This is a genomic window from Pseudanabaena sp. BC1403, assembly GCF_002914585.1.
Taxonomy (GTDB): domain Bacteria; phylum Cyanobacteriota; class Cyanobacteriia; order Pseudanabaenales; family Pseudanabaenaceae; genus Pseudanabaena.
The window spans coordinates 30,632-54,777 of sequence record NZ_PDDM01000017.1 but is presented as its reverse complement, the minus strand read 5'-3'; the positions used below and the strand labels follow the sequence as shown (position 1 = coordinate 54,777).

Annotated in this window: 22 protein-coding genes; 11 read left to right on the top strand and 11 right to left on the bottom strand. The window is 41.1% G+C overall.

What is annotated here, in order from left to right; translation table 11 throughout:
* Positions 1 to 300 precede the first annotated feature (300 nt).
* Positions 301 to 822 carry a phycobiliprotein lyase gene (locus tag CQ839_RS15710; RefSeq protein ID WP_103669237.1) on the bottom strand — a complete coding sequence of 174 codons (522 nt, stop codon included), beginning with the start codon at positions 820 to 822 and terminating at the stop codon, positions 301 to 303.
* Between the two features lie 172 nt (positions 823 to 994).
* Positions 995 to 1,744: a phycobilisome rod-core linker polypeptide gene (locus tag CQ839_RS15705; protein ID WP_103669236.1), complete on the bottom strand. Its 750-nt coding sequence runs from the start codon at positions 1,742 to 1,744 to the stop codon at positions 995 to 997.
* A gap of 228 nt (positions 1,745 to 1,972) precedes the next feature.
* On the opposite strand from CQ839_RS15705, the gene CQ839_RS15700 reads away from it, so the two are divergent.
* Positions 1,973 to 2,860, top strand: a complete 888-nt coding sequence (locus tag CQ839_RS15700) for an alpha/beta fold hydrolase (RefSeq protein WP_103669235.1) — start codon at positions 1,973 to 1,975, stop codon at positions 2,858 to 2,860.
* Between the two features lie 111 nt (positions 2,861 to 2,971).
* On the opposite strand, the gene CQ839_RS15695 is transcribed toward CQ839_RS15700, so the two are convergent.
* The 4 genes from CQ839_RS15695 to CQ839_RS15680 form a co-directional block, all read right to left on the bottom strand.
* Positions 2,972 to 3,928 (bottom strand): GDP-L-fucose synthase, encoded by a 957-nt coding sequence (locus CQ839_RS15695; protein ID WP_103669234.1) that lies wholly within the window; start codon positions 3,926 to 3,928, stop codon positions 2,972 to 2,974.
* A 77-nt stretch (positions 3,929 to 4,005) separates the two neighbouring features.
* The gene (gmd, locus tag CQ839_RS15690; protein WP_103669233.1) at positions 4,006 to 5,076 is read right to left on the bottom strand and encodes a GDP-mannose 4,6-dehydratase; all 1,071 of its coding nucleotides are present in this window, start codon (positions 5,074 to 5,076) and stop codon (positions 4,006 to 4,008) included.
* Between the two features lie 92 nt (positions 5,077 to 5,168).
* Positions 5,169 to 6,890: an EAL domain-containing protein gene (locus CQ839_RS15685; RefSeq protein WP_103669232.1), complete on the bottom strand. Its 1,722-nt coding sequence runs from the start codon at positions 6,888 to 6,890 to the stop codon at positions 5,169 to 5,171.
* Positions 6,891 to 6,990: 100 nt separating this feature from the next.
* Positions 6,991 to 9,795 carry a PAS domain S-box protein gene (locus CQ839_RS15680; RefSeq protein WP_103669231.1) on the bottom strand — a complete coding sequence of 935 codons (2,805 nt, stop codon included), beginning with the start codon at positions 9,793 to 9,795 and terminating at the stop codon, positions 6,991 to 6,993.
* Between the two features lie 206 nt (positions 9,796 to 10,001).
* Between CQ839_RS15680 and CQ839_RS15675 the strand changes: the two genes are divergently transcribed.
* On the top strand, positions 10,002 to 10,196 hold the full coding sequence (locus tag CQ839_RS15675; protein ID WP_103669230.1) for a heavy-metal-associated domain-containing protein: 195 nt from the start codon (positions 10,002 to 10,004) through the stop codon (positions 10,194 to 10,196).
* Between the two features lie 35 nt (positions 10,197 to 10,231).
* Here CQ839_RS15675 and moaC read toward each other — a convergent pair whose 3' ends face one another.
* On the bottom strand, positions 10,232 to 10,744 hold the full coding sequence (moaC, locus tag CQ839_RS15670) for a cyclic pyranopterin monophosphate synthase MoaC (RefSeq protein WP_103669294.1): 513 nt from the start codon (positions 10,742 to 10,744) through the stop codon (positions 10,232 to 10,234).
* Positions 10,745 to 10,877: 133 nt separating this feature from the next.
* Between moaC and tsaE the strand changes: the two genes are divergently transcribed.
* A complete protein-coding gene (tsaE, locus tag CQ839_RS15665; RefSeq protein WP_103669229.1) occupies positions 10,878 to 11,471 on the top strand; it encodes a tRNA (adenosine(37)-N6)-threonylcarbamoyltransferase complex ATPase subunit type 1 TsaE in 594 nt (197 codons plus the stop codon).
* 158 nt (positions 11,472 to 11,629) lie between these two features.
* Here the strand turns inward: tsaE and tatA are convergent, their stop codons facing one another.
* Entirely contained in the window at positions 11,630 to 11,797 is a 168-nt protein-coding gene (gene tatA / locus CQ839_RS15660) for a twin-arginine translocase TatA/TatE family subunit (protein WP_103669228.1), read from the bottom strand.
* Between the two features lie 139 nt (positions 11,798 to 11,936).
* Here tatA and CQ839_RS15655 point away from each other — a divergent pair, with 139 nt between their 5' ends.
* The 6 genes from CQ839_RS15655 (at position 11,937) to psbA (ending at position 17,786) form a co-directional block, all read left to right on the top strand.
* Entirely contained in the window at positions 11,937 to 12,461 is a 525-nt protein-coding gene (locus tag CQ839_RS15655) for a hypothetical protein (protein ID WP_103669227.1), read from the top strand.
* Positions 12,462 to 12,614: 153 nt separating this feature from the next.
* Positions 12,615 to 13,106: a TerB family tellurite resistance protein gene (locus CQ839_RS15650; RefSeq protein WP_103669226.1), complete on the top strand. Its 492-nt coding sequence runs from the start codon at positions 12,615 to 12,617 to the stop codon at positions 13,104 to 13,106.
* A gap of 290 nt (positions 13,107 to 13,396) precedes the next feature.
* The gene (locus tag CQ839_RS15645; protein ID WP_103669225.1) at positions 13,397 to 14,089 is read left to right on the top strand and encodes a Crp/Fnr family transcriptional regulator; all 693 of its coding nucleotides are present in this window, start codon (positions 13,397 to 13,399) and stop codon (positions 14,087 to 14,089) included.
* Between the two features lie 75 nt (positions 14,090 to 14,164).
* Complete coding sequence (gene murC, locus CQ839_RS15640) at positions 14,165 to 15,535, top strand: UDP-N-acetylmuramate--L-alanine ligase (protein WP_103669224.1); 1,371 nt, start codon at positions 14,165 to 14,167, stop codon at positions 15,533 to 15,535.
* Between the two features lie 115 nt (positions 15,536 to 15,650).
* A complete protein-coding gene (gene murB / locus CQ839_RS15635; protein ID WP_103669223.1) occupies positions 15,651 to 16,547 on the top strand; it encodes a UDP-N-acetylmuramate dehydrogenase in 897 nt (298 codons plus the stop codon).
* Positions 16,548 to 16,703: 156 nt separating this feature from the next.
* The gene (gene psbA / locus CQ839_RS15630; protein ID WP_103669222.1) at positions 16,704 to 17,786 is read left to right on the top strand and encodes a photosystem II q(b) protein; all 1,083 of its coding nucleotides are present in this window, start codon (positions 16,704 to 16,706) and stop codon (positions 17,784 to 17,786) included.
* A gap of 717 nt (positions 17,787 to 18,503) precedes the next feature.
* Here psbA and CQ839_RS15625 read toward each other — a convergent pair.
* Positions 18,504 to 19,733 (bottom strand): S-layer homology domain-containing protein, encoded by a 1,230-nt coding sequence (locus CQ839_RS15625; RefSeq protein ID WP_103669221.1) that lies wholly within the window; start codon positions 19,731 to 19,733, stop codon positions 18,504 to 18,506.
* Positions 19,734 to 20,258: 525 nt separating this feature from the next.
* Here CQ839_RS15625 and ribBA point away from each other — a divergent pair.
* Both ribBA and CQ839_RS15615 read left to right on the top strand, forming a co-directional pair.
* Positions 20,259 to 21,959 (top strand): bifunctional 3,4-dihydroxy-2-butanone-4-phosphate synthase/GTP cyclohydrolase II, encoded by a 1,701-nt coding sequence (gene ribBA, locus CQ839_RS15620; RefSeq protein ID WP_103669220.1) that lies wholly within the window; start codon positions 20,259 to 20,261, stop codon positions 21,957 to 21,959.
* Between the two features lie 339 nt (positions 21,960 to 22,298).
* On the top strand, positions 22,299 to 22,934 hold the full coding sequence (locus tag CQ839_RS15615; protein WP_103669219.1) for a Uma2 family endonuclease: 636 nt from the start codon (positions 22,299 to 22,301) through the stop codon (positions 22,932 to 22,934).
* A gap of 68 nt (positions 22,935 to 23,002) precedes the next feature.
* Here the strand turns inward: CQ839_RS15615 and menB are convergent, their stop codons facing one another.
* Positions 23,003 to 23,833 carry a 1,4-dihydroxy-2-naphthoyl-CoA synthase gene (menB, locus tag CQ839_RS15610; RefSeq protein ID WP_103669218.1) on the bottom strand — a complete coding sequence of 277 codons (831 nt, stop codon included), beginning with the start codon at positions 23,831 to 23,833 and terminating at the stop codon, positions 23,003 to 23,005.
* A gap of 62 nt (positions 23,834 to 23,895) precedes the next feature.
* Positions 23,896 to 24,078 (bottom strand): hypothetical protein, encoded by a 183-nt coding sequence (locus CQ839_RS15605; RefSeq protein WP_103669217.1) that lies wholly within the window; start codon positions 24,076 to 24,078, stop codon positions 23,896 to 23,898.
* Between the last annotated feature and the right edge of the window lie 68 nt (positions 24,079 to 24,146).

The window sequence follows — 24,146 nt, the reverse complement described above, 5'->3', positions numbered from 1 at the left end:
GTTTAACCCAACTAGATAAAGTCATGATTTTTCTAGTCAAAATTATTGGTTTATTTAAGCACCTAATTCGTCAAATATATGACACTCTTAAATAGATTAGGCTGGGCAGCAATAATCGCCACCCAGCCTAATCTATTTAAGAGTCTAATACCCAATATAAAAATATGGAAAAAATTAAAACTGGTTTAAATATTGCGATTTTTATCTTTTTAGCGGGTTTTATCGGCTTAGAAGTTTGGACTTTAATATCTCATTTAATAAAAACATAAAGTGAATAGTTTTCTAAGTGCCGCATTCACTTTATGTTTTTGGTTCAGCGCTGCGAATTTCCGAATAAAACTTGGAGGATTGGACATGGCGATCGCTAACAGTATCTCTTTGCAACAAAGTTGCTACACGAAATCTTAAGTTAGGATTCCCAAACCAAATCCGCTCCTCAATCACATTTTGTTCAGTAATCGTCTGAATTGTCAGAGCTTCATCTACACCAAGTTCATAAAAACCTTTACCATTGTTGGTCAAAATCAAACCATTCTGGGGTGAATTCAGATCATTAGGCACAGGTATGACTAGAGCATTGCCCTTAGGTTTATTACTGCTTAAAGATTCTTCCTCCCACGACATTTTCATCGGATGGATCGCTGTATTAGGATGAATGTCATACTTTTGGCAAATTGTAAGCAAATCTGGATCATCTAGACTTAGAGGGATAATCTCAATCACAGCGCGAGTATCACCACCATTTCCCTTGCTAAATTGGTGATCGCTGCGTTGCGATCGCCAGCGACCGACAAAGAGTTTGAGAAATTGATGAATATCCATTAGTGAAAAATAAACAACCTAAAAGAGGGCAAGACTTAAGAGAAACAAACGTTAGCTATGACACAAATTTTATAGTAATTTGTAGTCAAAGCAAAGGGGGCGCTATGCGCCCCCTTTGCTTTTTGAGTTTTAAAGAGCAACGTGTTTTGAAACTTACTCTTTAAGTTGAGGTTTAGCGGCGAGGAACTAGACGTTCGTAATCGAGGTTTTGAGCAGACACAGGGGTTGAGTTGGCTGGAGCAGTATTAATGCTGCGAGCCATATTCAAGAACAAAGCTGGATCGCCTGTTTTTGGTGCTCTGTCGGTAACCACATAGCTGCGGACAGTATTCTGCCAGATAAGTTGAGGGAAGCCCAACTTTGCGCGATGGTAAGCATCGTAGCGAGGAGACTTGAGGTTGAAAGGTACTTCGCCAATTCTTTGGCTAGGTAGGACACGACGACGTTGATAAGGAAGGATGTCATCGCCGAATGCTTCAAGATATTCATCGCTGTTGAGCAGCGCATCAATGAAACCTTCAATACCTTTAGTCGCAACTACGATCGACCAAGCAATTTTTTCTCTTTCGCTGTAAACATCACGACCAAGGACGCGCTGTACAGTTTGTTCTACGAAGCGATAGTTGCTGTTTTTGTCATAAAAACTGCTTCTATAGGTGTTAGAGAGAACTAGTCCACGCACAAATTGTCTGACTGATATATTGCCAGAACGTAATTGCGATTCTAGAGTAACTTCGCGATCAGAGGTAAAAGCATGGAAGAAAATTTGACGATAGGCAGCTTCAATCAGTTCGCCTAGATCACCACTAGAGAGTAAGTTTGCAGTGTTATAAATGCGAGGTGTGTTGTCACTACCGACTGTAAAGCCATCAACGCGAGAATTCTGCGATGATGGAGCGTAATTTAATAAAGGAAGAGCCACGTTTAAATCTCCAAAATATTATCGAAAAGTTATAAAAATACCTATTTCCAAACATACAATGAGTTTGGGGCTAAATAAGCTAAATATAATTATGAGAGGCTAACCTCTTGTCAATGATAGGATAGGCGAAATTAGCTAGTTCTACTTACTTAATATAAGTTTACCTTTGCCAGAGATATTTGGCTCTTCGTACGATCTATCTCTAAGTCCTAAAATTAAGTTGTCTCAATGTTTTTTGAATATCGTAGGTTTGCCGATCGCTTCTGGACATGGCGCGATTATGAGATTGGTTATTGTGTTGAAGGATTAGATAAAAATCTAGATAAGCCTGCAATTGTTCTGATCCATGGCTTTGGGGCTTCGGTGGGGCATTGGCGCAAAAACATCCCTGTTCTTGCTCAGAAGTTTAGAGTTTATGCGATCGATTTAATTGGTTTCGGTTCTTCGGCACAGCCTAAACCGAGTGAGCTTGCTTATACGTTTGAGACTTGGGGGCAACAGGTTGCTGATTTTGTGCGCGAGGTGGTGGGTGATCGCAGCATCTTAGTCGGCAATTCGATCGGCGCAGTGGTATCAATGCAAGCAGCGATTTATGCACCTGATCTAGTTGCTAAGACTGTATTGATTAATTGTTCATTACGATTATTACAAGAACAGAATCAATTAGATATGCCTTGGTTTAAGCGTGTTGGCGTAAAGGCTGTCCAAAATATTTTGGGTAATCGGGCGATCGCCAAATTATTTTTTGATCAAGTTCGTAATCGGCGATCAGTCAAGCAGATACTTTCGCAAGCTTATTTTCATAAAGAAGCTGTGACCGATGAATTAGTTGACATATTAATTAAGCCTGCACAAAATCCGAATGCGGTGGATGTATTTATGGCTTTTGTGCGTTACTCTCAGGGGCCAAGACCTGAAGATCTCTTAGCGATTTTGCCCTGTGATGCGATCGTGCTATGGGGCGATCGCGATCCTTGGGAGCCGATAGAATTGGGGCGTAAGTCTTTTACAAAATTTGCCTGTGTCAAGAAATTTATTGACATTCCGAACGCGGGGCATTGCCCTCAGGATGAAGTGCCAGAAGTGGTTAATGATATTTTACTAAAATATCTATAAATTCGAGTTAAAACTTAAAACCCAGTTTTTTGTAGCGCGGCTTCGCCGCGCTACAAAAAACTGGGTTTTTATAAAAGCAGAGTTTACGAACTTCGTTCGGAAACTCTGCTTTTAATTCGCTTGTTGACGATACCAAGCGATCGTCTTATTTAAACCTTCGCGAAAATCTACCTGTGCTGTGAAACCAAAGGCTTGCTTAGCCCTTTCTACATCAAGGCAACGGCGCGGCTGCCCATTCGGCTTGTCAGTTTCCCAGACAATTTCGCCATCGAATCCCATTAATTCACAAATTAAATAGATCAGATCTTTGATGGAAATTTCTAAGCCAGTACCAATATTGACTGGCTCATGCTCATTATAAGTCTCTGCTGCCATGACAATCGCCATAGCAGCATCTTCGGAATAGACGAACTCTCTGGTTGGGGTTCCATCTCCCCATACTGAAATAGAGCGATCGCCTCTTTGCTGAGCTTCATAAACTTTACGGATTAGAGCAGGAATAACGTGAGAGCTACGCGGATCAAAGTTGTCTTCTGGCCCATAGAGATTAACTGGCAGTAGGTAAATGCCATTAAAACCATATTGCTGACGATAAGACTGTAGCTGCACTAGTAAAGCTTTTTTAGCAACACCATAGGGAGCATTAGTAACCTCAGGATAACCATTCCAGAGATCGGTTTCTTTAAAAGGAACAGGGGTAAAGTTGGGATATGCGCAAATTGTGCCAACACATACAAATTTTTGCACATTTGCTTGATAGGCGGCATGAATTAATTGCACACCCATCATTAGGTTGTCATAAAAAAGTTCGGCTGGTTTTTCGCGGTTGAGTCCAATCCCGCCGACATGGGCGGCAAGATGGATAATTAAATCTTGTCCTTGCACAACTCTTTCGCATGTAGCAAGCGATCGCAAATCAAACTCTTTTGATCTAGGGGCTGTGATTAAATCTGGACTAGCTCCAGCTTTGACTAGTTGCGCAATTACTTGCTTACCTAAAAAGCCTGCCCCCCCAGTCACAAGAATCTTTTGATCTTTGAATTGTAATTTTGAGCGATTTTCCAACATAAAAACTTCTCTATTAAAGTCCAATTAATTTAAAATCCAAATTGAACTTAAGAGCCATGTTTTGCATGGCTCTTAAGTTACCAAGTCGAAGCCTGACCAGTATTTCGCAATGTGGCAATATCCTGAGAATGTGTGCCCTTAGGATTAGGTAAACCCAATGCCTCTAGATCAGCATCCACCATTAGCTCAACCAAAGCCTTGAAAGTAACCTTAGGCTCCCAACCCAACTTTTGTTTCGCCTTAGTACAGTCGCCCAATAACAAATCAACTTCAGCGGGACGGAAATAGCGCGGATCGATCTCTACATAATCCTCCCATTTGAGATTGACGTAAGCAAAAGCTTCTTCCAAAAATTCTCTGACTGAATGGGTTTCACCTGTGGAAATCACATAGTCATCAGGTTTTTCCTGTTGCAGCATTAACCACATTGCCTCAACATAGTCTTTGGCATAGCCCCAATCGCGTTTGGAATCGAGATTTCCTAAGTACAGTTTTTTCTGCTGATTAGCGACAATGCGTGCGATCGCTCTGGTGATCTTCCTTGTGACAAATGTCTCACCACGTCGCGGTGACTCATGGTTAAACAAAATGCCATTGCAAGCAAATAGTCCATAGGACTCACGGTAATTAATCGTTTGCCAATGGGCATAGACTTTGGCGCAAGCGTAGGGACTACGAGGATAAAAGGGAGTATCTTCATTTTGTGGTACAGCTTGCACCAATCCATACATCTCCGAAGAGCCAGCCTGATAAAAACGAATTTCGCGATCATTGCGCTGTTGGTAATCGCGTAAAGCTTCTAACAGTCGCAAAGTTCCCATGCCCACAGCATCAACTGTATATTCAGGCGAGTCAAAGCTAACACGCACATGGGACTGAGCACCGAGGTTAAATACTTCATGAGGTCGAACAGCTTCTAAAATTCGCCCCAAAGTAGTGCCGTCGGTGAGATCACCATAATGCAGAAACAATTTAGTTTCTGGTAAGTGAGGATCTTGATACATATGATCAAGGCGATCAGTATTGATTGTCGAAGCGCGCCGAATGATTCCATGCACTTCATACCCTTTTGCTAGCAATAGTTCTGATAGATAAGAACCATCTTGACCTGTGATACCTGTAATTAAGGCGCGTTTAGATTTACTCATGAAGTATGGCTTGGAAGGACTTGATAAGATTTTATAGCAATGACTAGCGCAACCTAGAAAAGAGAAGACGAAGAGCAGAGCTATTTTCTCTCTTATAAGCATTTACTATCTATTAGCATTTGTTCAAACTCAGGAGCAGGTAATGGTGGACTAAAGAAATAGCCTTGAAACTGATCGCAGTCATGCTCCTTTAAAAATTGCATCTGCTCGGCTGTCTCAACACCTTCAGCAATGACTTTCAATGACAAACTATGGGCAAGATCGATGATGGCTAGAGAGATCGTCGCATCATGGCGATCGGTCGTGATGTCTTGGACAAAGCAGCGATCTATTTTAAGTATATTGACTGGAAAATGCTTAAGGTAGCTCAAAGACGAATAGCCTGTACCAAAATCATCGATCGCTACTTTTACTCCTATTTCCTGCAACTGCGATAGTACTTGAATTGTAAACTCTGCATTTTGCATAATGATGCTTTCAGTAAGCTCGATTTCCAGATTGTCTGGTTCAGTGCCAGTTTCTTGTAAAACCTTACTAATTAATTCAATTAGATTGTTGTCTGGACGAAAATGCTGACCAGATAGATTGACGGCAATAAATCCGTAATTTATGCCAGATTCCCGCCACGAGCGCATTTGTTCACAGACCGAATATAGAATTACCTCACTCAAACGCAGGATTAGCCCTGTTTGTTCAGCAACAGGGATAAACTTGGTTGGCATAATCAGCCCTAAGTCGGGATGTTGCCATCTGGCTAGCGCTTCCGCCCCCACGATTTTACCTGACTTGAGACAGACTAAAGGCTGATAAAAAACCCGAATCTCATTGCGATCGATGGCGCGGTGGAGGCTGTTTGCTAACGCCATATATTCTGAAGATTGGACATTCAGATCTGGGCTATAGAGCTTATAGCTATTCCTGTTATGGGTTTTGGCATAGTACATCGCTAATTCAGCATTTTTGATTAATCCTTCCACATCTTGATGATCTTCAGGAAAAATGGTGATGCCAATACTACTAGTAATGAAAACCTCATGCCCATAGAGATGATAAGGACGGCTTAATAGATCGAGAATTTTCTGGGTTTCAAGTTTGATGCTGAGCGTGTCTGTGACACCAGAAATTATCAGCGCGAATTCATCACCTTGGATACGAGCCACCATATCGCATGGAGCCGTGTAGCGCTTTAGTCGCTCGGCGATCGCGATAAACAATTGATCACCAATATCATTACCAAGAGTGTTGTTAATGATATTGAAATTGTCCATATCTAGAAATAACAAGGCGAGAGATTTGTTGTTAATCTTGGCGTGCAATACAGCTTGGGTTAATGATTCGTGAAACAGGATTCGATTTGGTAATTGCGTCAATTCATCATGATGAGATAAGTATTCAAATCTTTCACCTACAGCTTTAATCTCATCATAGTAATGATCTTTAACCGAGTTGTACTTTTGTAGTCTTGAAGCGATCGCCCCCAATAATTCCGCAGAGGTAAATGGCTTGGTCAGGTAGTCATCTGCACCTAGTTGCATAGCTTGACGCATATCTGCTTTTTCCGTCATTGCTGTCAAGAATATAAACGGAATCATTGACGTTTTTGGTTCTTGTCGCAGCGCAACCAAGGTTCCGAAGCCATCCAGTTCTGGCATGGCTATATCGCAGATAATCAAATTCGGCAAATAGGTTTTTGCTATTTGAACGCCAACGACTCCATCCTTTGCGCCCAGCACATCAAAACCCTCATAGGAGAGCGTCTCCATGATCTCTTCGCGTAAAGCTTCTACATCTTCGATGACTAGAATCGTTGTCATAATTTATTTTATTCCTTTATACCTTTAGATACTCCCTTCACATCCAAAGAATGGATGTTATAAGATTAATAATTTAGTGGTGCGGCACACCACTAAATTATTAACTGGGAAGAGTATAAGGAAGTTTTACCTTTATAGTTGTACCTTTATTTTCAACACTAGTAAGTTGAATTGTGCCACCAAGGATGTCAACTGAATTCTTGATAATTGCCATCCCTAACCCAGTCCCTACGATCATACCAACATTGTGGGCGCGATAAAAATGGTCAAAAATCTTTTCTTGATCAATTACAGGAATACCAATCCCCTGATCTTTAACCTCTAATAAAAGTTGCGGGATGCGATCGCAAGTTAGCGAAATCATAAAATTAACTTCACTATTATTTGGAGAATATTTAATAGCATTTGATAATAAGTTAGAAATAATTTGCCTAAAGAATTTAATGTCTATTGATATCTTTACAGGAGCATTGATGTTTTTGAATATAACTTGATGCTTGCCGTCGCCTATTAATTTAGCTTGCTCGATAATTTCCAAACAGAAATTTTCAAGATTAATTTCTTCTGACTGCAAATCAAATTTACCAGATTCAGTTTTGCCAATGATTAATACTTCCTCCAATAGGTTAGTCATTCCTTTAACTTCGCGTTGGATTTTATCAATTCTTTCCAGCTTTTTCTCGTCTGACATTTTATATCCATAGTTTCGTAGCAAATCACTTGCTGTCTGGATTGTTGCTAGTGGCGTGCGAAATTCATGGGAAGCTCTAGAAATAAATTGTGATTTTAGCTCGTTAAGCTCTTTCTCTCTAAGCAAAGCCCTTTCTAGTTGGCTGAGGCTCTGCTCTAGTTGCTGAGTGCGATCTCTAACTTGACGTTCTAAATTTTTGTTAAGATCTTGCACTCGTTCAAATAATTTCACTTGTTGAATTGCGATCGCTACATGATTAGCTAACTGTTTGAGCAAATCAATTTCAAATTCTTCCCACTGACGAGGTGCAAGACATTGATGAGCTATTAACAATCCCCATAATGTATCTCCAAAAGAAATAGCGACTACGATATTAGCCTTCACTTGAAAACATTGTAAAAGATCTTTATGGCAAGGGCTTAAATCTGCAAGTTCAACATCATTAATACTAGATATGGCTTTGTTTTGATATTTTTTTACATAATCCTGATTAAAACATGCATCATCAATTGTTTTTCCAAGAATGGATAACACAGGATTATTAACAGCTTCTACAACAAATGCACCACTCCAATCTTGCTGAAATTGATAAATAACTACTCGATCAATACGCAATAATTCTTGAGCCTCTTTAACAGTAATTGATAAAATTTGATCGAGGTTTAATTCACATTGAATTTTGAGTAAAATAGCATTTAATAAACGTTCTCTCTCACTTTGATAGCGCAATTGAGTTTCGACTTTTTTGCGCTCAGTAATATCGTAATAGCTGCTTAAATACATCCGCCGACCTTTGTAAGTCATTATTCTTGTAGAGACTAGAACATCTTTAAATGTGCCCTCACGATGACAAATGCGGGTCTCGACAGTCATCGCTTTGCCAGTTTCCTGAAGATGTTGCAATCTTTGCAAAGCCTTGTCATGTTCAGAACGATCAGGATATAGAAAGTTTGTAAAATCTTTGCTAGCATTAGCTTCTGATAACGTATATCCTGTAAGGCTTTCCATCCCAGCATTGAAAATAGCAAAATAGCCTTCATCATCACTAAAAGTAATGCCCTCTTTGATTGATGTTAGTACAGTTCGCAAACGTTCTTCACTTTCTAGCAATCTTTGGGTTGACTTTACTTGATCCGTAATGTCAGTTTGAATACCAATATAGTTAGCAAGTTCGCCATGATCATTAAAGACTGGTGCAATATACAAATCATTCCAAAATGGTGTTCCGTCTTTACGATAGTTGAGCAGGACAGAGTGACATTCTCGCCTTTCTGCAATCGCTTTGCGTAAATCTAAAAGCCCAATTTGATTGCGATCGCCGCCTTGCAAAAAGCGGCAATCACGTCCGATTACTTCTGCTGCGCTATAGCCTGTAATCCTCTCAAAGCTGGGATTAACATAAATCATAGGATTATTCGGCTGAGTAGCATCCGTAATCACAATCCCATTTGAGCTTGCTGCGATCGCCCTTTCACGCAATTTCAGAGACTCCTCTACCCGCTTCCGTTCTGAGACATCTCGCAATGAGGCGACCACGTAGACTCTACGATCTTCATCAATTGCTTCTGACACGCGCATTTCCGCCGAGGTTGTACTACCTCGGTTGAGAATATCGACATCAGTGCTTTCCCCCGCTACTACAGGAAGTCCAAAAGTTTCACCGATAATATCTTCAGATTTACACCCAAATAAGTTCTCGGCTGATTGATTAACATATCGCACTACGCCTTCATGATCAACTACCACAAAAGCGTCAGAAACTTCACTCACTAAATGGCTGAATTTATTTTGATTGAGAGCTTGAACTTGGGATTTTGATAGTGATTTGTCAGTAATATCTTGGCAAGTTCCAACGATCCGCGCTGAATTGTTGATACTATCAACCTCTAATGATAATGAAATCGATAGTATCCGATTTGTTACCAAATCAAGCTGTTCTTCAAACACAACAACTTGTCGTATTTGCAAACATTGACTAACATATTTGTTCAATAATTCAGCAAATTCTAAAGACAAACATTCCTTTGGCTGTAAGCCAACTAAATCTACAGTTTGATCGATACTACGTTCCCCAAAAACAAGATGGACAAATGCGGAATTAGCGAGAGAAAACCGCAGAACAAATCCCTGATCATTTAGATCAGATACTTGCGTATTTGCTTCAATCGACAAAACAAAGATTCCGCATTGAACATGATCTAGGATATTTTGCATAATCGCCAAATCCTCTACCAAATGTCGCAGCTATTAACTATAAGTTTTCTAAATTTTTGAGAAAGTGCACCCGAAAGGTGAGCTTTTCACAAAATTCAGGATTTTAATATCCCAATACATACAGATAAAAATAAGCCTCTACTCTGAGTCTTAGGTTTCATGGCTCAACTATAATTGTGATCTCTATGTATTCACATTAATTATTTATGAATTTAACGATCTCAGTTCCTTCCATCGGTTGTTCTAGTTGTATCGAAACTATTACAAAAGCGATCCAATCTGTTGATGCATCGGCAGCGGTTACTGGTGACGCTGCAACTAAGTCTTTAGATATCGAGAGCCAGTTGCCTGAAGTCAAGATCCGTGAACTAATTGCGATCGCAGGTCACAAAGCCGAGTAAGAATTAGATACGGGGAAAATCCGTGCATCTAATTCTTAAATATCGCAATAATCGCCTTTAGGCGCATTAAAATCTCCTGACTTGCCACCACTCTTGTGGATCAACCTTGTATTTGAGATGATCATTGTCTTTTCGAGGGACTTTGCCATATCGTAAAGGGTTAAAGCCGCGATCGTGGCAGCGGTCATAGCTTCCATTTCCACCCCAGTTTCAGATTTGGTTTTTACCTCCGCCTCAATTTGATAGCCTGGGATATTTTCATCTAGAAAAATCTTGACATCGACACTAGTGAGATTAAGCGGATGACACATGGGGATCAAGTTAGCTGTTTGTTTCGCTGCCATAATCCCTGCTAGCCTTGCCGTCCCCAACACATCGCCCTTTGGCACATTTCCTGCTTGGATAGCATCTAGCGTTGTTGTTTTCATAGATATCTCGCAAACAGCGATCGCCCGTCTTATCGTTTGCGGTTTATGAGTCACATCCACCATCTGAGCATTACCACTTTGATCGAGATGAGCGAGTGACTGAAGAATATCCGTATCCATAAAAAACTTTGCCGAAATTAGCTCAATAATATAAAAACAAAACAAGGTTACGAAGTATTTAATCATGGTTAGTCGTTGCTAACCATTCAGCCATGACCAGACTCTTCACCTAGTACAAAAGTTTACCCGAATTATGACTGAGACTGTAAAGATTGAGATTTATGCCGATAATCTTGGTGTGACGCAAGCGATCGCTACCCAACTTGCTCAGTTTGTGACTACAGGTACAATTATCCTGCTCGAAGGCAATCTCGGCAGTGGCAAAACCACTTTTATGCAAGCCTTTGGCAGCGCACTCGGCATTAGCACTACAATTACTAGCCCAACATTTACGCTAATCGATGAATATACCGAAGGTCGCTTGCCACTTTATCACATTGATCTTTACCGCCTAGAGCCGTCTCAAATTCCCAGCTTACATTTAGAAGAATATTGGCGTGGTGAAGATTTTCCTCTCGGTGTGGTGGCGATCGAGTGGGCAAGCAAACTGGTTAAAATTCCGCCCAACCATCTCAAGATTAATCTCTCAGTACCAATGAGCTCAAAAAATAAAGAAGAGACAAAAAATCTTGACTTAAATTTAGAAGATGATCTAGAAGTCTTGTCTGAAGCTCGCCTTATCCATCTAATCGCTCAAGGCGAAACCTATATTGATATTCTGACAGCACTTTGTGCTGAAGACGAAACCAAGACCCTTGTTAAAAGTAATGCCAAGCATTACTTTTAACAAGAAATTCATATTACAGATAAAGTTAGGTAAAGTTAGGACTTTGAACTGATACTTTTTTTAATTTAGCTATCTTTACGTAATTGAGCATGATTAAAAAAATAGACCCAAAATCTATACTGCCCGCTACACGGGCAGTATAGATTTTGGGTTCTTAGCTACTTAGAATCTAATTCATCAGGTTCGCCATTACCCTTTACTTCATCTTGGAAGCCCCGTAGTGCTTGTCCCACACTGCGACCAATTTCAGGGATTCGCTTTGCCCCAAAAATTGCTACACCCACAAGCGAAATCACAATTACTTCTGGCCAGCCAATTCCAAACATTTAACTTCGATCTCCTAAAACGTATCTGAACATGCTTCTATTGTTTCAGCAAGTATAAGCTAACTGAACTTTCTGAGTGTATTCAAAAGCAGTAAGCTATAAAGAATTTACAAGTAAATCTAACAAGTACTAAAAAATAATGGACTCAACCATTACTTGGACACTTGGCAGCACCGAACCCGATGCTGAAGCCAATCTTGCCCGTATCGCCCAATGGTGGACATCTTTAGCGGGGCAAGAAATCATCTGGCAACAACGCCCCTTGACCGAGAATAGCGATCGCAATGCGATCGTCTGGAATAAACAGGCACTCGATGAAACTTTTGCGATTCAAACACCAAGCTTACGCGGCATCACTCTCTATTGGTATAAGCCCAATAGCCCAGACGAACGCAATATCTCCGTCGGATATCTCCAACTCAATCTATTTAATCAACAGCTAGACATTCTGCCATCGTCAGGTCGAAGCTATCAAATCCGCATTACCCTACCCAAGATCGTCTACCAAAAAACTCAAGTCAGCGATCCTCAGTTTGGCTGCATTATTCAGCCAAATGGTGATGCAGTATTACTATTTCGTGACGAAACCCAACGCTTAGAAATTCAAATTGATTTAAGCTCTGTAAATGTTGATTTACTTAAACAAAAGCTAGTCAAGCCATAGAAGCGATGAGGCGGAGCAAAGCTTCGCCTCATCGCTATACAAGCACGTTAAGAAAGCTTAGCTATAAACATTAATAAAGTAAGACATATTTTCATAAAAACTAGCCTATGATTTGTTCATATTTGGCAAATAAACTTGGCTAAGGGTAAATCTATGACACCTCAAGAACTTCCCCCTCCGATTAGTCCTCGTCAGATGGATATGCTTCGTGCTGTAGCTGCAATGGCTTGGGCTGATGGAAAACTTGAGCCTGATGAAATTCGGCTGATGCTTGATGAATTTGCAATGTTATTTGCCAAAACTGAAAAAGAGCGTAGTGATCTAAAAACTAGGCTTAAGGATTACTTAGGGCAAAATATTCCTCTTGAAGAAGTTGTGCCAAACATCAAAAGTGTTGAAGATCGCAAAATGACTCTCAGACTTGGATATCAAGTAATCCAAGCTAGTCGGCGCAATCCTAATGAACCAATGATCAATCTTGATGAAGCCGCAGCTTATCAAAGGTTAGTCAGAATACTAGATTTGCCTCCAGATGTTGTAGCTGATATCGAAGCCTCTATCGTTCCTCACGAAGACTCTTATCCAAACGGAATCATTAAATCTTTGGCATTAAGACTACATAAATTGCTTGGAAATTTAAATTAAGCTATCCGAATGTAGCTTTGTACTGAGATGAAAAACAAAATTTTTGTTAAGGTCTTGCTTCACTGGCTTTTGCAAAAAATTTAGTGGGCTTTTGTCTAAAACTTAGTTGTAAAAGCTTTTCTCCAAATCTTTCAACAAAAATTTTGTAGTTTTCTTAATTGCAAGTTGCTGTAAGCTCGGGCTTGATCAGAAATTGCTATAAGTCATTGTGCTTATGGCAGTACCTATCGCCACAAACTCGGATAGAGTGATTACTTACAACAAATCTTCAAGAAATACGAGCAGCCACTATGCGGGATGGAACTGATCTTCAGCAAAAAATTATGTCTGCCCCATTCTTTTTGGGGTTACCTGATGAAGCCGTAATTAGGGCAACAGCTCACATGGTCACGCGCAGCCATCCAGCCGATCAAGTAATTTTGTTGGAAAACGATTGGGGCAACTCAGTTTATTTCATATTAGAAGGTTGGGCAAAAATTCGCACCTATAACCTCGATGGCAAAGAAATCACTCTAAATATCCTAGGCTTTGGCGAGATGTTCGGCGAAATGGCTCCTCTTGATCAAGTGCCAAGATCCACTGATGTGATTACGCTTACGCCGACAACTATCGGTAGCCTCCCGGCTCCAGATTTTGTTCATCTGATTGAAACAGAGCCTACTGCGGGAATCCATTTAGCAAGGCTGATGGCAAAGCGCTTACGTCAAGTTAATCGGCGGTTACGATTACGAGAGGCTGATAGTACTTCTCGTGTTGCCGATGTCCTGCTGTTTCTAGCCGAGGGACAAGGTACAAAAGTCAGTGGTGGTCTAGAAATCCCTAATTTGCCCCATCGCGAGCTTAGTAGTCTAAGTGGGTTAGCAAGAGAGACTGTCACTCGTGTACTGGGAAAACTAGAGCGCAAAAATTTAATTCAGCGTATTCCCGATCGCGATGTGCTTTGCATACTCAACCCTGAAGGCTTAGAATCTTTGATGGTTTAGATCAAAAGGTGTTGCTTCGCGTCACCTTTTGATCTGTTATTATTAGGCTCGTTATTTGGTAGGTAAGAAGTATAAATGCTGAATCCAGTTGATTTCAGCGGTAGACCGTTTCATTTTGTGGGTATTGGCGGGATCGGGATGTCGGCGATCGCCTATATTTTAGCGAAGCAAGGATTTACGGTATCTGGCTCGGATCTTAGTAGCAATCGCATCACTCAAAAACTACAGGCTCTGGGTGTAAAAATTTTTCAAGGGCATCATGCGGACAACATCAATCTGACAAATGCACCTCAGGTTGTATGTTCCACAGCTATCAATCAACAAAACCCTGAGTTTCAGGTAGCTCAGGCAAACGGCTTACCAATTTTGCATCGTTCGGATTTATTAGCAGCATTGATCGAACAATTTCAGGCGATCTCGGTTGCTGGTACTCACGGCAAAACAACAACTAGTAGCTTAGTCGGCTTTTTATTGCTCAAAGCAGGACTTGACCCCAGTATTATCATTGGCGGGGAAGTAAGCGCTTGGCAGGGAAATGCGCGTTTGGGGCAAGGCAAATATCTAGTTGCTGAAGCCGATGAGTCCGATGGTACTTTAGTGAAATTCTTATCGCATATTGGCATTATTACCAATATTGAACTAGACCACCCTGATCACTATCACAACCTTGAACAGGTAGTTGAAATCTTCCAGACTTTTGCAAAACGTTGTGAAATTGTCGTTGGCTGCATTGATTGTCCAACAGTAAAGGAATTTATTCATTCAGATATTACCTATAGTTTGCATGACCCAACCGCAGACTATATGGTGTCGGAAGTGAATTACACGCCTTCAGACACACAAGCCTTAGTAATCGAACGTGGTAAAACTTTAGGCAGAATTTCAGTGGGTTTGCTTGGTAAGCATAATCTCAGCAATGTTCTCGCTGCGATCGCAGTAGCACGTTATGTTGGTGTTGAGTGGCAAGCGATCGCCGATGCTTTACCTGATTTTGTTGGGGCTAGTCGCCGCTTTGAGATTAAAGGCGTGCAGAACGGGATTACTTTTGTTGATGACTATGCCCATCACCCTAGCGAAATTATTGCGACCCTTGCTTCAGCAAGACAACAAAATACGACTAGTCGTGTAGTTGCGATTTTTCAGCCACACCGATACAGTCGCACCCAAAGATTCTTAGCAGAATTTAGTCATTCCTTCACCGATGCCGACATGGTGATTGTCACTGATATCTACGCTGCTAGTGAACTCAATGATGGCAAGATCACAGGTCTACAAGTTTCTGAAGCGATCGCCTCGGTACAAGATCAAGTGCATTATTTACCAACCCTCAAAGATGTCCAATCATTCTTAGTGAAAAATTTGCAGTCGGGCGATCTAGCTGTATTTCTTGGTGCGGGCAATCTTAATCAGGCGATCGCGCCAACCATCCAAGAATTAACCAATTAAATGCGGCATGGCGGAGCCATGCCACACATTTAATTGGTTAATTGTTAAATTAGAGAACCCACGAAAGAGAACGTGCAAAGCAGTTTTGTCACTTAATTAGCTTTGATTTAAGCCAATGTCACTCGATCTTCAAATCCAAAACTCAATTCGCTCAAATGTATCTCTTGCAGGACTAACTTCAATGCGAGTTGGAGGTGCGGCTGAGTACTTCATTTCGCCTCGCTCATCCGCTGAACTAGCTGAAAGTCTCTCATGGGCAAGTGATCTGCATTTACCAATCACAATTATTGGTGCTGGCAGCAATCTTTTAATCAGTGATCAAGGCTTAGCGGGTTTGGTCGTTTGCACTCGACACCTACGTGGCATTGAATTTGAAGATCTTTCTGGTCAAGTTACTGCTGCGGCAGGAGAACCTGTAGCTCGATTAGCAATGCAAATCGCTAGCCATGGTTGGTCAGGCTTTGAATGGGCAGTTGGTATTCCAGGGACTGTGGGAGGATTGGTTGTAATGAATGCAGGAGCACAGGGCGGCTGTGCGGCTGATTGTGTGGTTTCAGTGCAGACCGTAACCTTAACTGGTAAAACTCATCTAATTTATCCTCAAGATTTAGATTTCAGCTACCGAACCTCGTCTTTACAAAAATCATCAAGCATCGTCACAGGAGCAACCTTTAAATTTCAAGCTGGTGGTAATCCAGTAGCGATCGCAGAGGATACTGAGGCAAAACTTAAAGTAAGGCACCACACACAGCCCTATCATTTGCCAAACTGCGGTAGTGTTTTTCGTAATCCATTGCCTCAATTTGCCGCAAAACTCATTCAAGACGCAGGCTTGAAGGGCTATCAAATCGGCAATGCCCAAGTCTCAGAATTACATGCTAATTTCATAGTTAATCTGGGGAATGCAAAAGCTAGTGATATTTTCAGTCTCATTCAACACATTAAAACTGTAATCAGTGATCGCGATGGCGTGGTACTGGAAACCGAAGTCAAGATGATCGGTCATTTCTAAACAATTGGGACTTGTTAGCGATCGCATTTATCTATAGATAGATTTAAGATTTAAGTATTTACATTACTCAATACTTCAACTAATCTATTGATATAAGCGAAAGCTTACATATAACTTTTTTCATCTTATTCATTCCCAAAAGGATTATTTGCAATTATGACAACAGCAGTACAAAGACGCGAAAGCGCTTCACTGTGGGATCAGTTTTGCAACTGGATCACCAGCACCGACAACCGCCTCTATGTAGGTTGGTTCGGCGTAATCATGATCCCTTGCTTACTATCAGCCACAATTTGTTTCATCATCGCCTTCATTGGTGCTCCTCCAGTAGACATTGACGGAATCCGCGAGCCAGTAGCTGGCAGCTTGTTTTTCGGCAACAACATGATTTCTGGCGCAGTCGTACCATCTTCAAATGCGATTGGCTTGCACTTTTACCCCATTTGGGAAGCAGATAGCCTTGACGAATGGCTATATAACGGTGGTCCTTACCAATTGGTAGTATTCCACTTCCTCATTGGCATTTTCTGCTACATGGGACGTGAATGGGAACTTTCCTATCGCCTCGGTATGCGTCCTTGGATCGCCGTAGCATATTCTGCGCCAGTAGCAGCAGCAACCGCAGTATTCTTGATCTACCCAATCGGACAAGGATCATTCTCTGACGGTATGCCTTTGGGAATCTCTGGTACTTTCAACTTCATGATCGTATTCCAAGCAGAACACAACATCTTGATGCATCCTTTCCACATGTTGGGAGTAGCAGGCGTGTTCGGTGGTTCATTGTTCAGTGCAATGCACGGTTCACTCGTAACCTCCAGCTTGATCCGTGAAACCACCGAAAACGAAAGCCAAAACTCAGGCTACAAATTCGGACAAGAAGAAGAAACCTACAACATCGTTGCAGCTCACGGCTACTTCGGACGTTTGATCTTCCAATATGCATCTTTCAATAACAGCCGTCAATTGCACTTCTTCCTAGCCCTATGGCCAGTAGTTGGCATTTGGTTCACCGCATTGGGCGTAAGCACCATGGCGTTTAACTTGAACGGTTTCAACTTCAACCAATCGATTTCTGATAGCCAAGGTCGTGTAGTACCATCTTGGGCAGACGTAATCAACCGCGCAAACTTGGGTATGGAAGTAATGCACGAGCGTAATGCTCACAACTTCCCTCTCGATTTGGCTGCTGTTGATGTTGCTCCTGTAGCTATGGCTGCTCCTGCTATCAACGGTTAATTCCTATCGATGGTCTAAACCAATAAAAAAGCTCCCCTTTAGGGGAGCTTTTTTATTGCAAGAATGTGATCAGGCGATCGGCATCTGTAGCTTTAGGCACTCTAGTTATACCAAAACACAAAGTGGTGCAGCCATTTTGTGTTTTTAAAACCCTTACAGGGTTTGGTTTTTAATTCACAGAAGTGTTGTCACACTTTTGTGAATTGGTATACAGAGATAGCTAAGACAAATCAAAACCCAAATTAATAAAGGCGGAGCTTCTCTCCGCCTTTATTAATTTGGGTTTATGTCCTAAGCAAAGCTTACATAGCTATAAGAGCTATAAAACCAGTGAAAAGCTTTGAATTTGTTCATTCATCGTTAAATGACTTTAGCTTTTAGCCAATAATACCAAAACACAAAGTGGCTACGCCACTTTGTGTTTTTAAAACCCTTACAGGGTTTGGTTTTTAATTCACAGAAGTGTTGTCACACTTTTGTGAATTGGTATAACTTGAGATCTTGGTGATTGGTAGGCACGCGGTAGTCTTGCAATGGTGATGATCAAGATTTCGAGTTCTCAATTTTTTTTAAGATTCCAGTGCCAAAAAAGCAAAAGCCTCGCTGTGCGAGGCTTTTGCTTTTTGGCTTTTTAATTTTTAGCGCTTAACCCGAACTCACATTAAATAGCAATGGCATTGCTTTAACACTTTAAGCTTCGCTACAAATTTTTAGAATCTATAGCAAAAGATCGGAATTTAAAGTTACGGCTAGGTCAGTATTAGGATTGACAGAAGCAAGAGTGACACTATTACGTCCTAAAAATAGACCGATTAATGCGGCAACACCTGCACCACCGAGTACTTCCTCAGTTGCGATCGCGCGATCACCTGTTACAGCTGAGATCGCAGCAGCGGCAGCAGCACCAAGAGCAGCATTTTGTAGAAGTCCACCAACGTTTACACCCTTGTCAACTTTCTCGGTTGTAGTAACAACTTTAGAAGTTCCATTAATCGACTTTCTTTGACCATTGGCAAAAACAAGTTCGCTGGCAAAAAACTGAGCGCCACCTGAAACAGTTCGCAATTCACCTACAACTTGAGTACCAGCAGGTATCAAAATGGTGCCTTGGGAATTAGCAATATTTTGTGACACATTGAGTACTAAAGGCACTTTTTCATCAGGCCCAAGCAAAATCTTGTCTTTGGAATACTGCACAGCGATTATATTGCCTGCGGGAATTCTGACTTGATTTTGTACAGGAGGAGTCGTAGTTGTCTGTCCCACGATATAAGGAGAAGCGATCGCATTGGCTTGTCCTGAGCGTACCAAAGATTGATAGATAAAGGCTGCAACTTCGGCTCTAGTTGCGGTTTGATTAGGGTTTAAGAACTGGACATTGGGATAATTAACCACCAATCGATTCTCAGTAGCCGCAGCTACACTATTTCTGGCATAGTTAGGGATGCCAGAAGCATCAGCATAGGTTTGTAGAATTGTCTCAGGTGCTTGACTAGCAGAATAATTTAAGCCATTAGCAAGGGAAACTAAAACCTGCACACGAGGAATATTTTGGGTCGGCTCAAAAACATTGCCTGGGTAGCCAGACATAAAACCAGTTGTGTATGAAGTTTGAATAGCTGAAGCTGCCCAATAACTTGAAGCAACATCAACAAAAGTTACACCACCTCGAATTGGTGATTTTGTCACAGCTTTGCTCAGCATCGCTGCAAATTGTGCTCTTGTTACTGGATCATTTGGACGAAATCCCCCATCAGGAAAGCCTTTAATAATGTCTCTTGATGCTAACTCTTGAATAAAAGTCTGCGCCCAATATCCTGTAGGCACATCATTAAACGTAGTCTGAGCAAATGCAGAGGTTGCGCTGAATAAAGGAATAGCAGAGCTACCAATAAAGCTAACCGCAACAAGTAATGCAGTGCTAGAACGTCTAGTTTGATTTGTCATTTTGAGTTTTTCTCCTATACATATTTATGTATATCCCTGAATGACTGTATATCTAAACTAAATGTTCCTAAAATTTTATGGGATGTAGCAATGTCATATTCAAAAATTTTGCACTACTTCTACTTGCAAAACCAATAATTCAAACAAATCAAACATTAGTGGTCGTTAAATTAAGGTTTGATTAATTAAGTTCAATAAATAAATCAAGCAAATCAAACATTTAATTGCTTTCGCAAATCCCTAAAAATATATTAATCTCTTCCCAGTTATACCAAAGCACAAAGTGGCGTAGCCACTTTGTGTTTTTAAAATCCTTGCAGGGTTTGCTTTTTAATTCACACAAGTGTTGTCACACTTTTGTGAATTGGTAAGAATCAATTTTGGTATCTCGATAGAGTCGATAGCTATGTCACCCAATATGCCAACAACATAGTTGGTGTTGCCTCCCTCTTTGTTTTCTGGGTTAAGCAATATAGAGATTGCTATATGATGGATATAAATAGCTTGAATGCCTGACAGTAAGCCTTGACTAAGTTTCAATTTGACTCTATTCCCGATGCTCTTAATGACCTCAAATCTGGTCGTCTCATTGTCGTTGTCGATGATGAAAACCGTGAAAATGAAGGCGATCTGATTGGGGCTGCCCAATTTGCCACACCTGAAATGGTAAATTTTATGGCGGTAAAAGCGCGAGGTCTGATTTGTCTGGCGATGACAGGCGAACGTCTTGACCGCTTAGATCTACCACTGATGGTCGATCGCAATACTGATAGCCAGCAAACAGCCTTCACCGTCAGTATTGATGCGGTAGAAGGTACATCAACAGGAATTTCGGCTGAGGATCGATCTCGCACAATTCAGGCGGCGATTAATCCAAATACGCGCCCGAATGATCTGCGTCGCCCAGGTCACATTTTTCCTCTCAGGGCTAAAGATGGCGGCGTACTTAAAAGAGCTGGGCATACTGAGGCGGCGGTAGATCTGGCTCAAATGTCAGGACTATATCCCGCAGGTGTGATTTGTGAGATCCAAAATGATGACGGCTCAATGGCTCGGCTACCTGAACTGATTGAATATGCAAAGTTGCATAACTTGAAATTAATCAGCATTGCCGATCTAATTAGTTATCGGCTAGCTCATGATCGTTTTGTGCAGAGAGAAGCGATCGCCAACTTGCCATCGCTATTTGGAAACTTTAAGGTTTATGCCTATCGCAATAAACTTGATAATACTGAGCATCTTGCGATCGTCAAAGGGGATCTACAGGAATTTCCTAACAATGAAGTGTTAGTGCGCGTACATTCTGAATGTCTTACAGGTGATGCGCTCGGATCGCTCCGTTGTGATTGTCGTGGACAGTTACAAAGTGCTTTGAAAATGATCGAGTTTGCCAACTGGGGCGTAGTCGTCTACTTACGCCAAGAAGGGCGTGGTATTGGTTTGATTAATAAAATCAAAGCCTATAACCTTCAAGATGGTGGATTAGATACGGTCGAAGCTAACGAAAAGTTAGGATTTGGGGCTGATCTGCGTACCTATGGCGTTGGGGCGCAAATTTTACATGATCTGGGGATTAAGAAAATGCGTTTAATTACCAATAACCCCAGAAAATTAGCTGGACTTAAAGGTTTTGATATTGAAGTTGTTGGGCGATTGCCTTTACTCATCGAAACCAATGAGCATAATTTGCGCTATCTCGAAACCAAAGCGGAAAAGCTAGGACATTTGCTCTTGCAGACTAAACTAATTACCCTTGGGATTCGTTGGACAGCGCATAAACCTGCTGAATGGTTTGATCAGTTACGAGAAGTTTCCTCGGCTAACGATCTATTGCTACAAGAGGAGACCTCTATAGCTTTTGCGAGTTTATTTGCCAATGCTGATACGCAAGCTCCAAACCTATTAGCAAAAGAGTTTTCCAGTAATCTCTCAATTGTCCATTTAGGATTTGATCGCTCCAATGAAATTTCTGATGATTGGTATGAACAGCCAAATCATCCCTATCGTCAGGCGATCGTGCGCATATTAAAACATCTAAAACAATGGGAACAGGTTGCGACCTTTAGATTTTGTGTGGCGATTAATGACGCTGATTTGCCTGAAAATTTTGTGGAAACAATCAACTTAGGTTTAGCGTGGCATACGCCTTGGCTAAAAGATCGGATGTATGAGTGGTTTAACTTTTTCCTCCGCGACGACGACGATCTTGCCATTCCAGATAAGTAAGATAGCCGACACCACTAGTTGCGATCGCCATTAGTACAATGGCAGACCAGAAAAAGGTATTGAGAAGAACGGTTTCCGACATAAAACTTGATTGATTTTTGGCTTTTACTAATTAATTGATCTTAATTTATTTTGTGGGCAAGAGAAAAAAGGAAAAAGCAGAGATTTAGATCTCCGACTTTTTCTACGCAAGCAAAGTCAATCTGTAAATGCACAAAAAAAGTCGGAGATCTAAATCTCTGCTTTTGATAAAAAATTTAGGAGTTCCCCCCTTTGCTCCTGAAGAATATCTTGGGAGAGTCGCTTATAATTACGATAGATTAATTCAAAGGTGCAGTCATGGTTGTTGCTCCCATTATCGATCGCTTTAAGCCGATATCTCCAGATATTGCTGATCAAGATTACCAAGTCTTTGCAACCTTAGACGAATATCGAGCGATATCTGAAACCTCCGAAGAGCGTCTCGAATACCGCAACGGAGAAATTTTTATTATGTCTGGTGGCTCACATCCCCATAGCCGTATTGCTGTAAATATCACAGTTTTTTTAGGTCTTACCCTTCGTGATACTAATTTTGAGATTTGTAACGGCGATATGCGAATCTGGATTCCAGAGTTTCAGTGTGGGACTTATGCAGATGTGCTGGTAATTAATGGTGAGCCAGAGTTTAATGGTACGCGCTCTGACGAAATTCTTAATCCTTTGCTGATTGTGGAAGTCTTATCCCCATCAACACAAAGCTACGATCGAGGCGAGAAATTTCGCAAATATCGCTCGATTCCAAGTCTCGCTGAATATATACTCATCAGTCAATCAGAGCCATATATCGAGCATTATTTTAGGTCTGAGAATAGTGATATCTGGCAATTTCAAATATGCGATCGCATAGAACAAACCATGAAATTACATAGCCTTAATGTCGAAATTCCCCTTTCAGAAATTTATCGACGTATCTCATTTAGCGAACCACAATAAAATTTTTAAAAGTGTTGCAAAGCAACACTTTTAAAAATTTTATTGGTTCGGGTTTGAGCAAATTATATCTATGGCAATTTGGGATACTGGCGAAAATTAGGTTTACGTTTTTCTAGAAATGCTTGCTTGCCCTCTTGCGCTTCCTGCGTCATATAGAACAATAGCGTTGCATTCCCCGCCAACTCTTGAATACCCGCTTGTCCATCACAATCCGCATTAAAAGCAGATTTGAGACAACGAATCGCTAAGGGACTTTTATCTAAAATTTCCTGCGCCCATTGGATACCTTCAGTTTCTAACTGCTCAACTGGTACAACCTTGTTAACTAAGCCCATATCAAGAGCTTCTTGAGCATCATATTGACGACATAGATACCAAATTTCCCTTGCCTTTTTCTGACCAACTAATCGCGCCAAATAGGAAGCCCCAAAACCACCATCAAAACTACCCACCATTGGTCCAGTCTGCCCAAAGATTGCATTATCAGCAGCAATAGTTAGGTCGCAAACAACATGCAGCACATGACCACCGCCGATCGCATATCCAGCAACTAATGCAATTACAGGCTGAGGCATAGTACGAATTAAACGTTGCAAATCAAGGACATTTAAACGCGGTACACCAGACTCGGAGATGTAACCACCATCACCACGAACTTTCTGATCGCCTCCTGAACAAAAGGCATATTTACCATCTGATGCAGGCCCAGCTCCAGTTAGCAAAACTACACCTATTTCGACATCTTCTCGTGCATCAGCAAAGGCAGCGATCATTTCTGTAATCGTTTTAGGGCGAAAAGCATTACGAACTTGGGGACGATTAATTGTGATTTTTGCCATTCCATCTGCTTTGTGATAAAGAATGTCTTCATATTCGGCGGCGCTTTGCCAATCGGTCATAGTTTTGGGATAGAAAAGTACAGATACTCATTTTATCATCGGCTAAAGCTGCCTCATCTTTTTTATCCCTTGTCATAAATTTTCATTGCTAAAAATTGAGTTTGATGCAAGCCTGCTGTTGAAGGAATTGCCGCAAACCCAATTTTGGAATTTTCAACACCTGCGGCGCTGAAAATTCCAAAATTGCGGTCATAATGAAAACTTCTCTCTTTGCGATCGCTATTTTTAGTTTCTTTCCCACTCATGTTTAAGACATCTAGGCAAGAGGAATCGCTGTCTCAAACATGAGTGGTGGGAACAAACTTGTTTGTTT

Bases quoted from the DNA above. Each gene is read 5' to 3' on its own strand.
- tatA (WP_103669228.1), bottom strand. From the start codon at position 11,797: ATGTTTGGAATTGGCTGGCCAGAAGTAATTGTGATTTCGCTTGTGGGT.
- gmd (WP_103669233.1), bottom strand. From the start codon at position 5,076: ATGAGTAAATCTAAACGCGCCTTAATTACAGGTATCACAGGTCAAGAT.
- CQ839_RS15685 (WP_103669232.1), bottom strand. From the start codon at position 6,890: ATGACAACGATTCTAGTCATCGAAGATGTAGAAGCTTTACGCGAAGAG.
- menB (WP_103669218.1), bottom strand. From the start codon at position 23,833: ATGACCGATTGGCAAAGCGCCGCCGAATATGAAGACATTCTTTATCAC.
- CQ839_RS15605 (WP_103669217.1), bottom strand. From the start codon at position 24,078: ATGAGTGGGAAAGAAACTAAAAATAGCGATCGCAAAGAGAGAAGTTTT.
- CQ839_RS15645 (WP_103669225.1), top strand. From the start codon at position 13,397: ATGCGGGATGGAACTGATCTTCAGCAAAAAATTATGTCTGCCCCATTC.
- CQ839_RS15695 (WP_103669234.1), bottom strand. From the start codon at position 3,928: ATGTTGGAAAATCGCTCAAAATTACAATTCAAAGATCAAAAGATTCTT.
- CQ839_RS15700 (WP_103669235.1), top strand. From the start codon at position 1,973: ATGTTTTTTGAATATCGTAGGTTTGCCGATCGCTTCTGGACATGGCGC.
- CQ839_RS15675 (WP_103669230.1), top strand. From the start codon at position 10,002: ATGAATTTAACGATCTCAGTTCCTTCCATCGGTTGTTCTAGTTGTATC.
- psbA (WP_103669222.1), top strand. From the start codon at position 16,704: ATGACAACAGCAGTACAAAGACGCGAAAGCGCTTCACTGTGGGATCAG.
- CQ839_RS15655 (WP_103669227.1), top strand. From the start codon at position 11,937: ATGGACTCAACCATTACTTGGACACTTGGCAGCACCGAACCCGATGCT.
- murB (WP_103669223.1), top strand. From the start codon at position 15,651: ATGTCACTCGATCTTCAAATCCAAAACTCAATTCGCTCAAATGTATCT.
- CQ839_RS15650 (WP_103669226.1), top strand. From the start codon at position 12,615: ATGACACCTCAAGAACTTCCCCCTCCGATTAGTCCTCGTCAGATGGAT.
- CQ839_RS15710 (WP_103669237.1), bottom strand. From the start codon at position 822: ATGGATATTCATCAATTTCTCAAACTCTTTGTCGGTCGCTGGCGATCG.
- murC (WP_103669224.1), top strand. From the start codon at position 14,165: ATGCTGAATCCAGTTGATTTCAGCGGTAGACCGTTTCATTTTGTGGGT.
- tsaE (WP_103669229.1), top strand. From the start codon at position 10,878: ATGACTGAGACTGTAAAGATTGAGATTTATGCCGATAATCTTGGTGTG.
- CQ839_RS15680 (WP_103669231.1), bottom strand. From the start codon at position 9,795: ATGCAAAATATCCTAGATCATGTTCAATGCGGAATCTTTGTTTTGTCG.
- CQ839_RS15625 (WP_103669221.1), bottom strand. From the start codon at position 19,733: ATGACAAATCAAACTAGACGTTCTAGCACTGCATTACTTGTTGCGGTT.
- CQ839_RS15615 (WP_103669219.1), top strand. From the start codon at position 22,299: ATGGTTGTTGCTCCCATTATCGATCGCTTTAAGCCGATATCTCCAGAT.
- moaC (WP_103669294.1), bottom strand. From the start codon at position 10,744: ATGGATACGGATATTCTTCAGTCACTCGCTCATCTCGATCAAAGTGGT.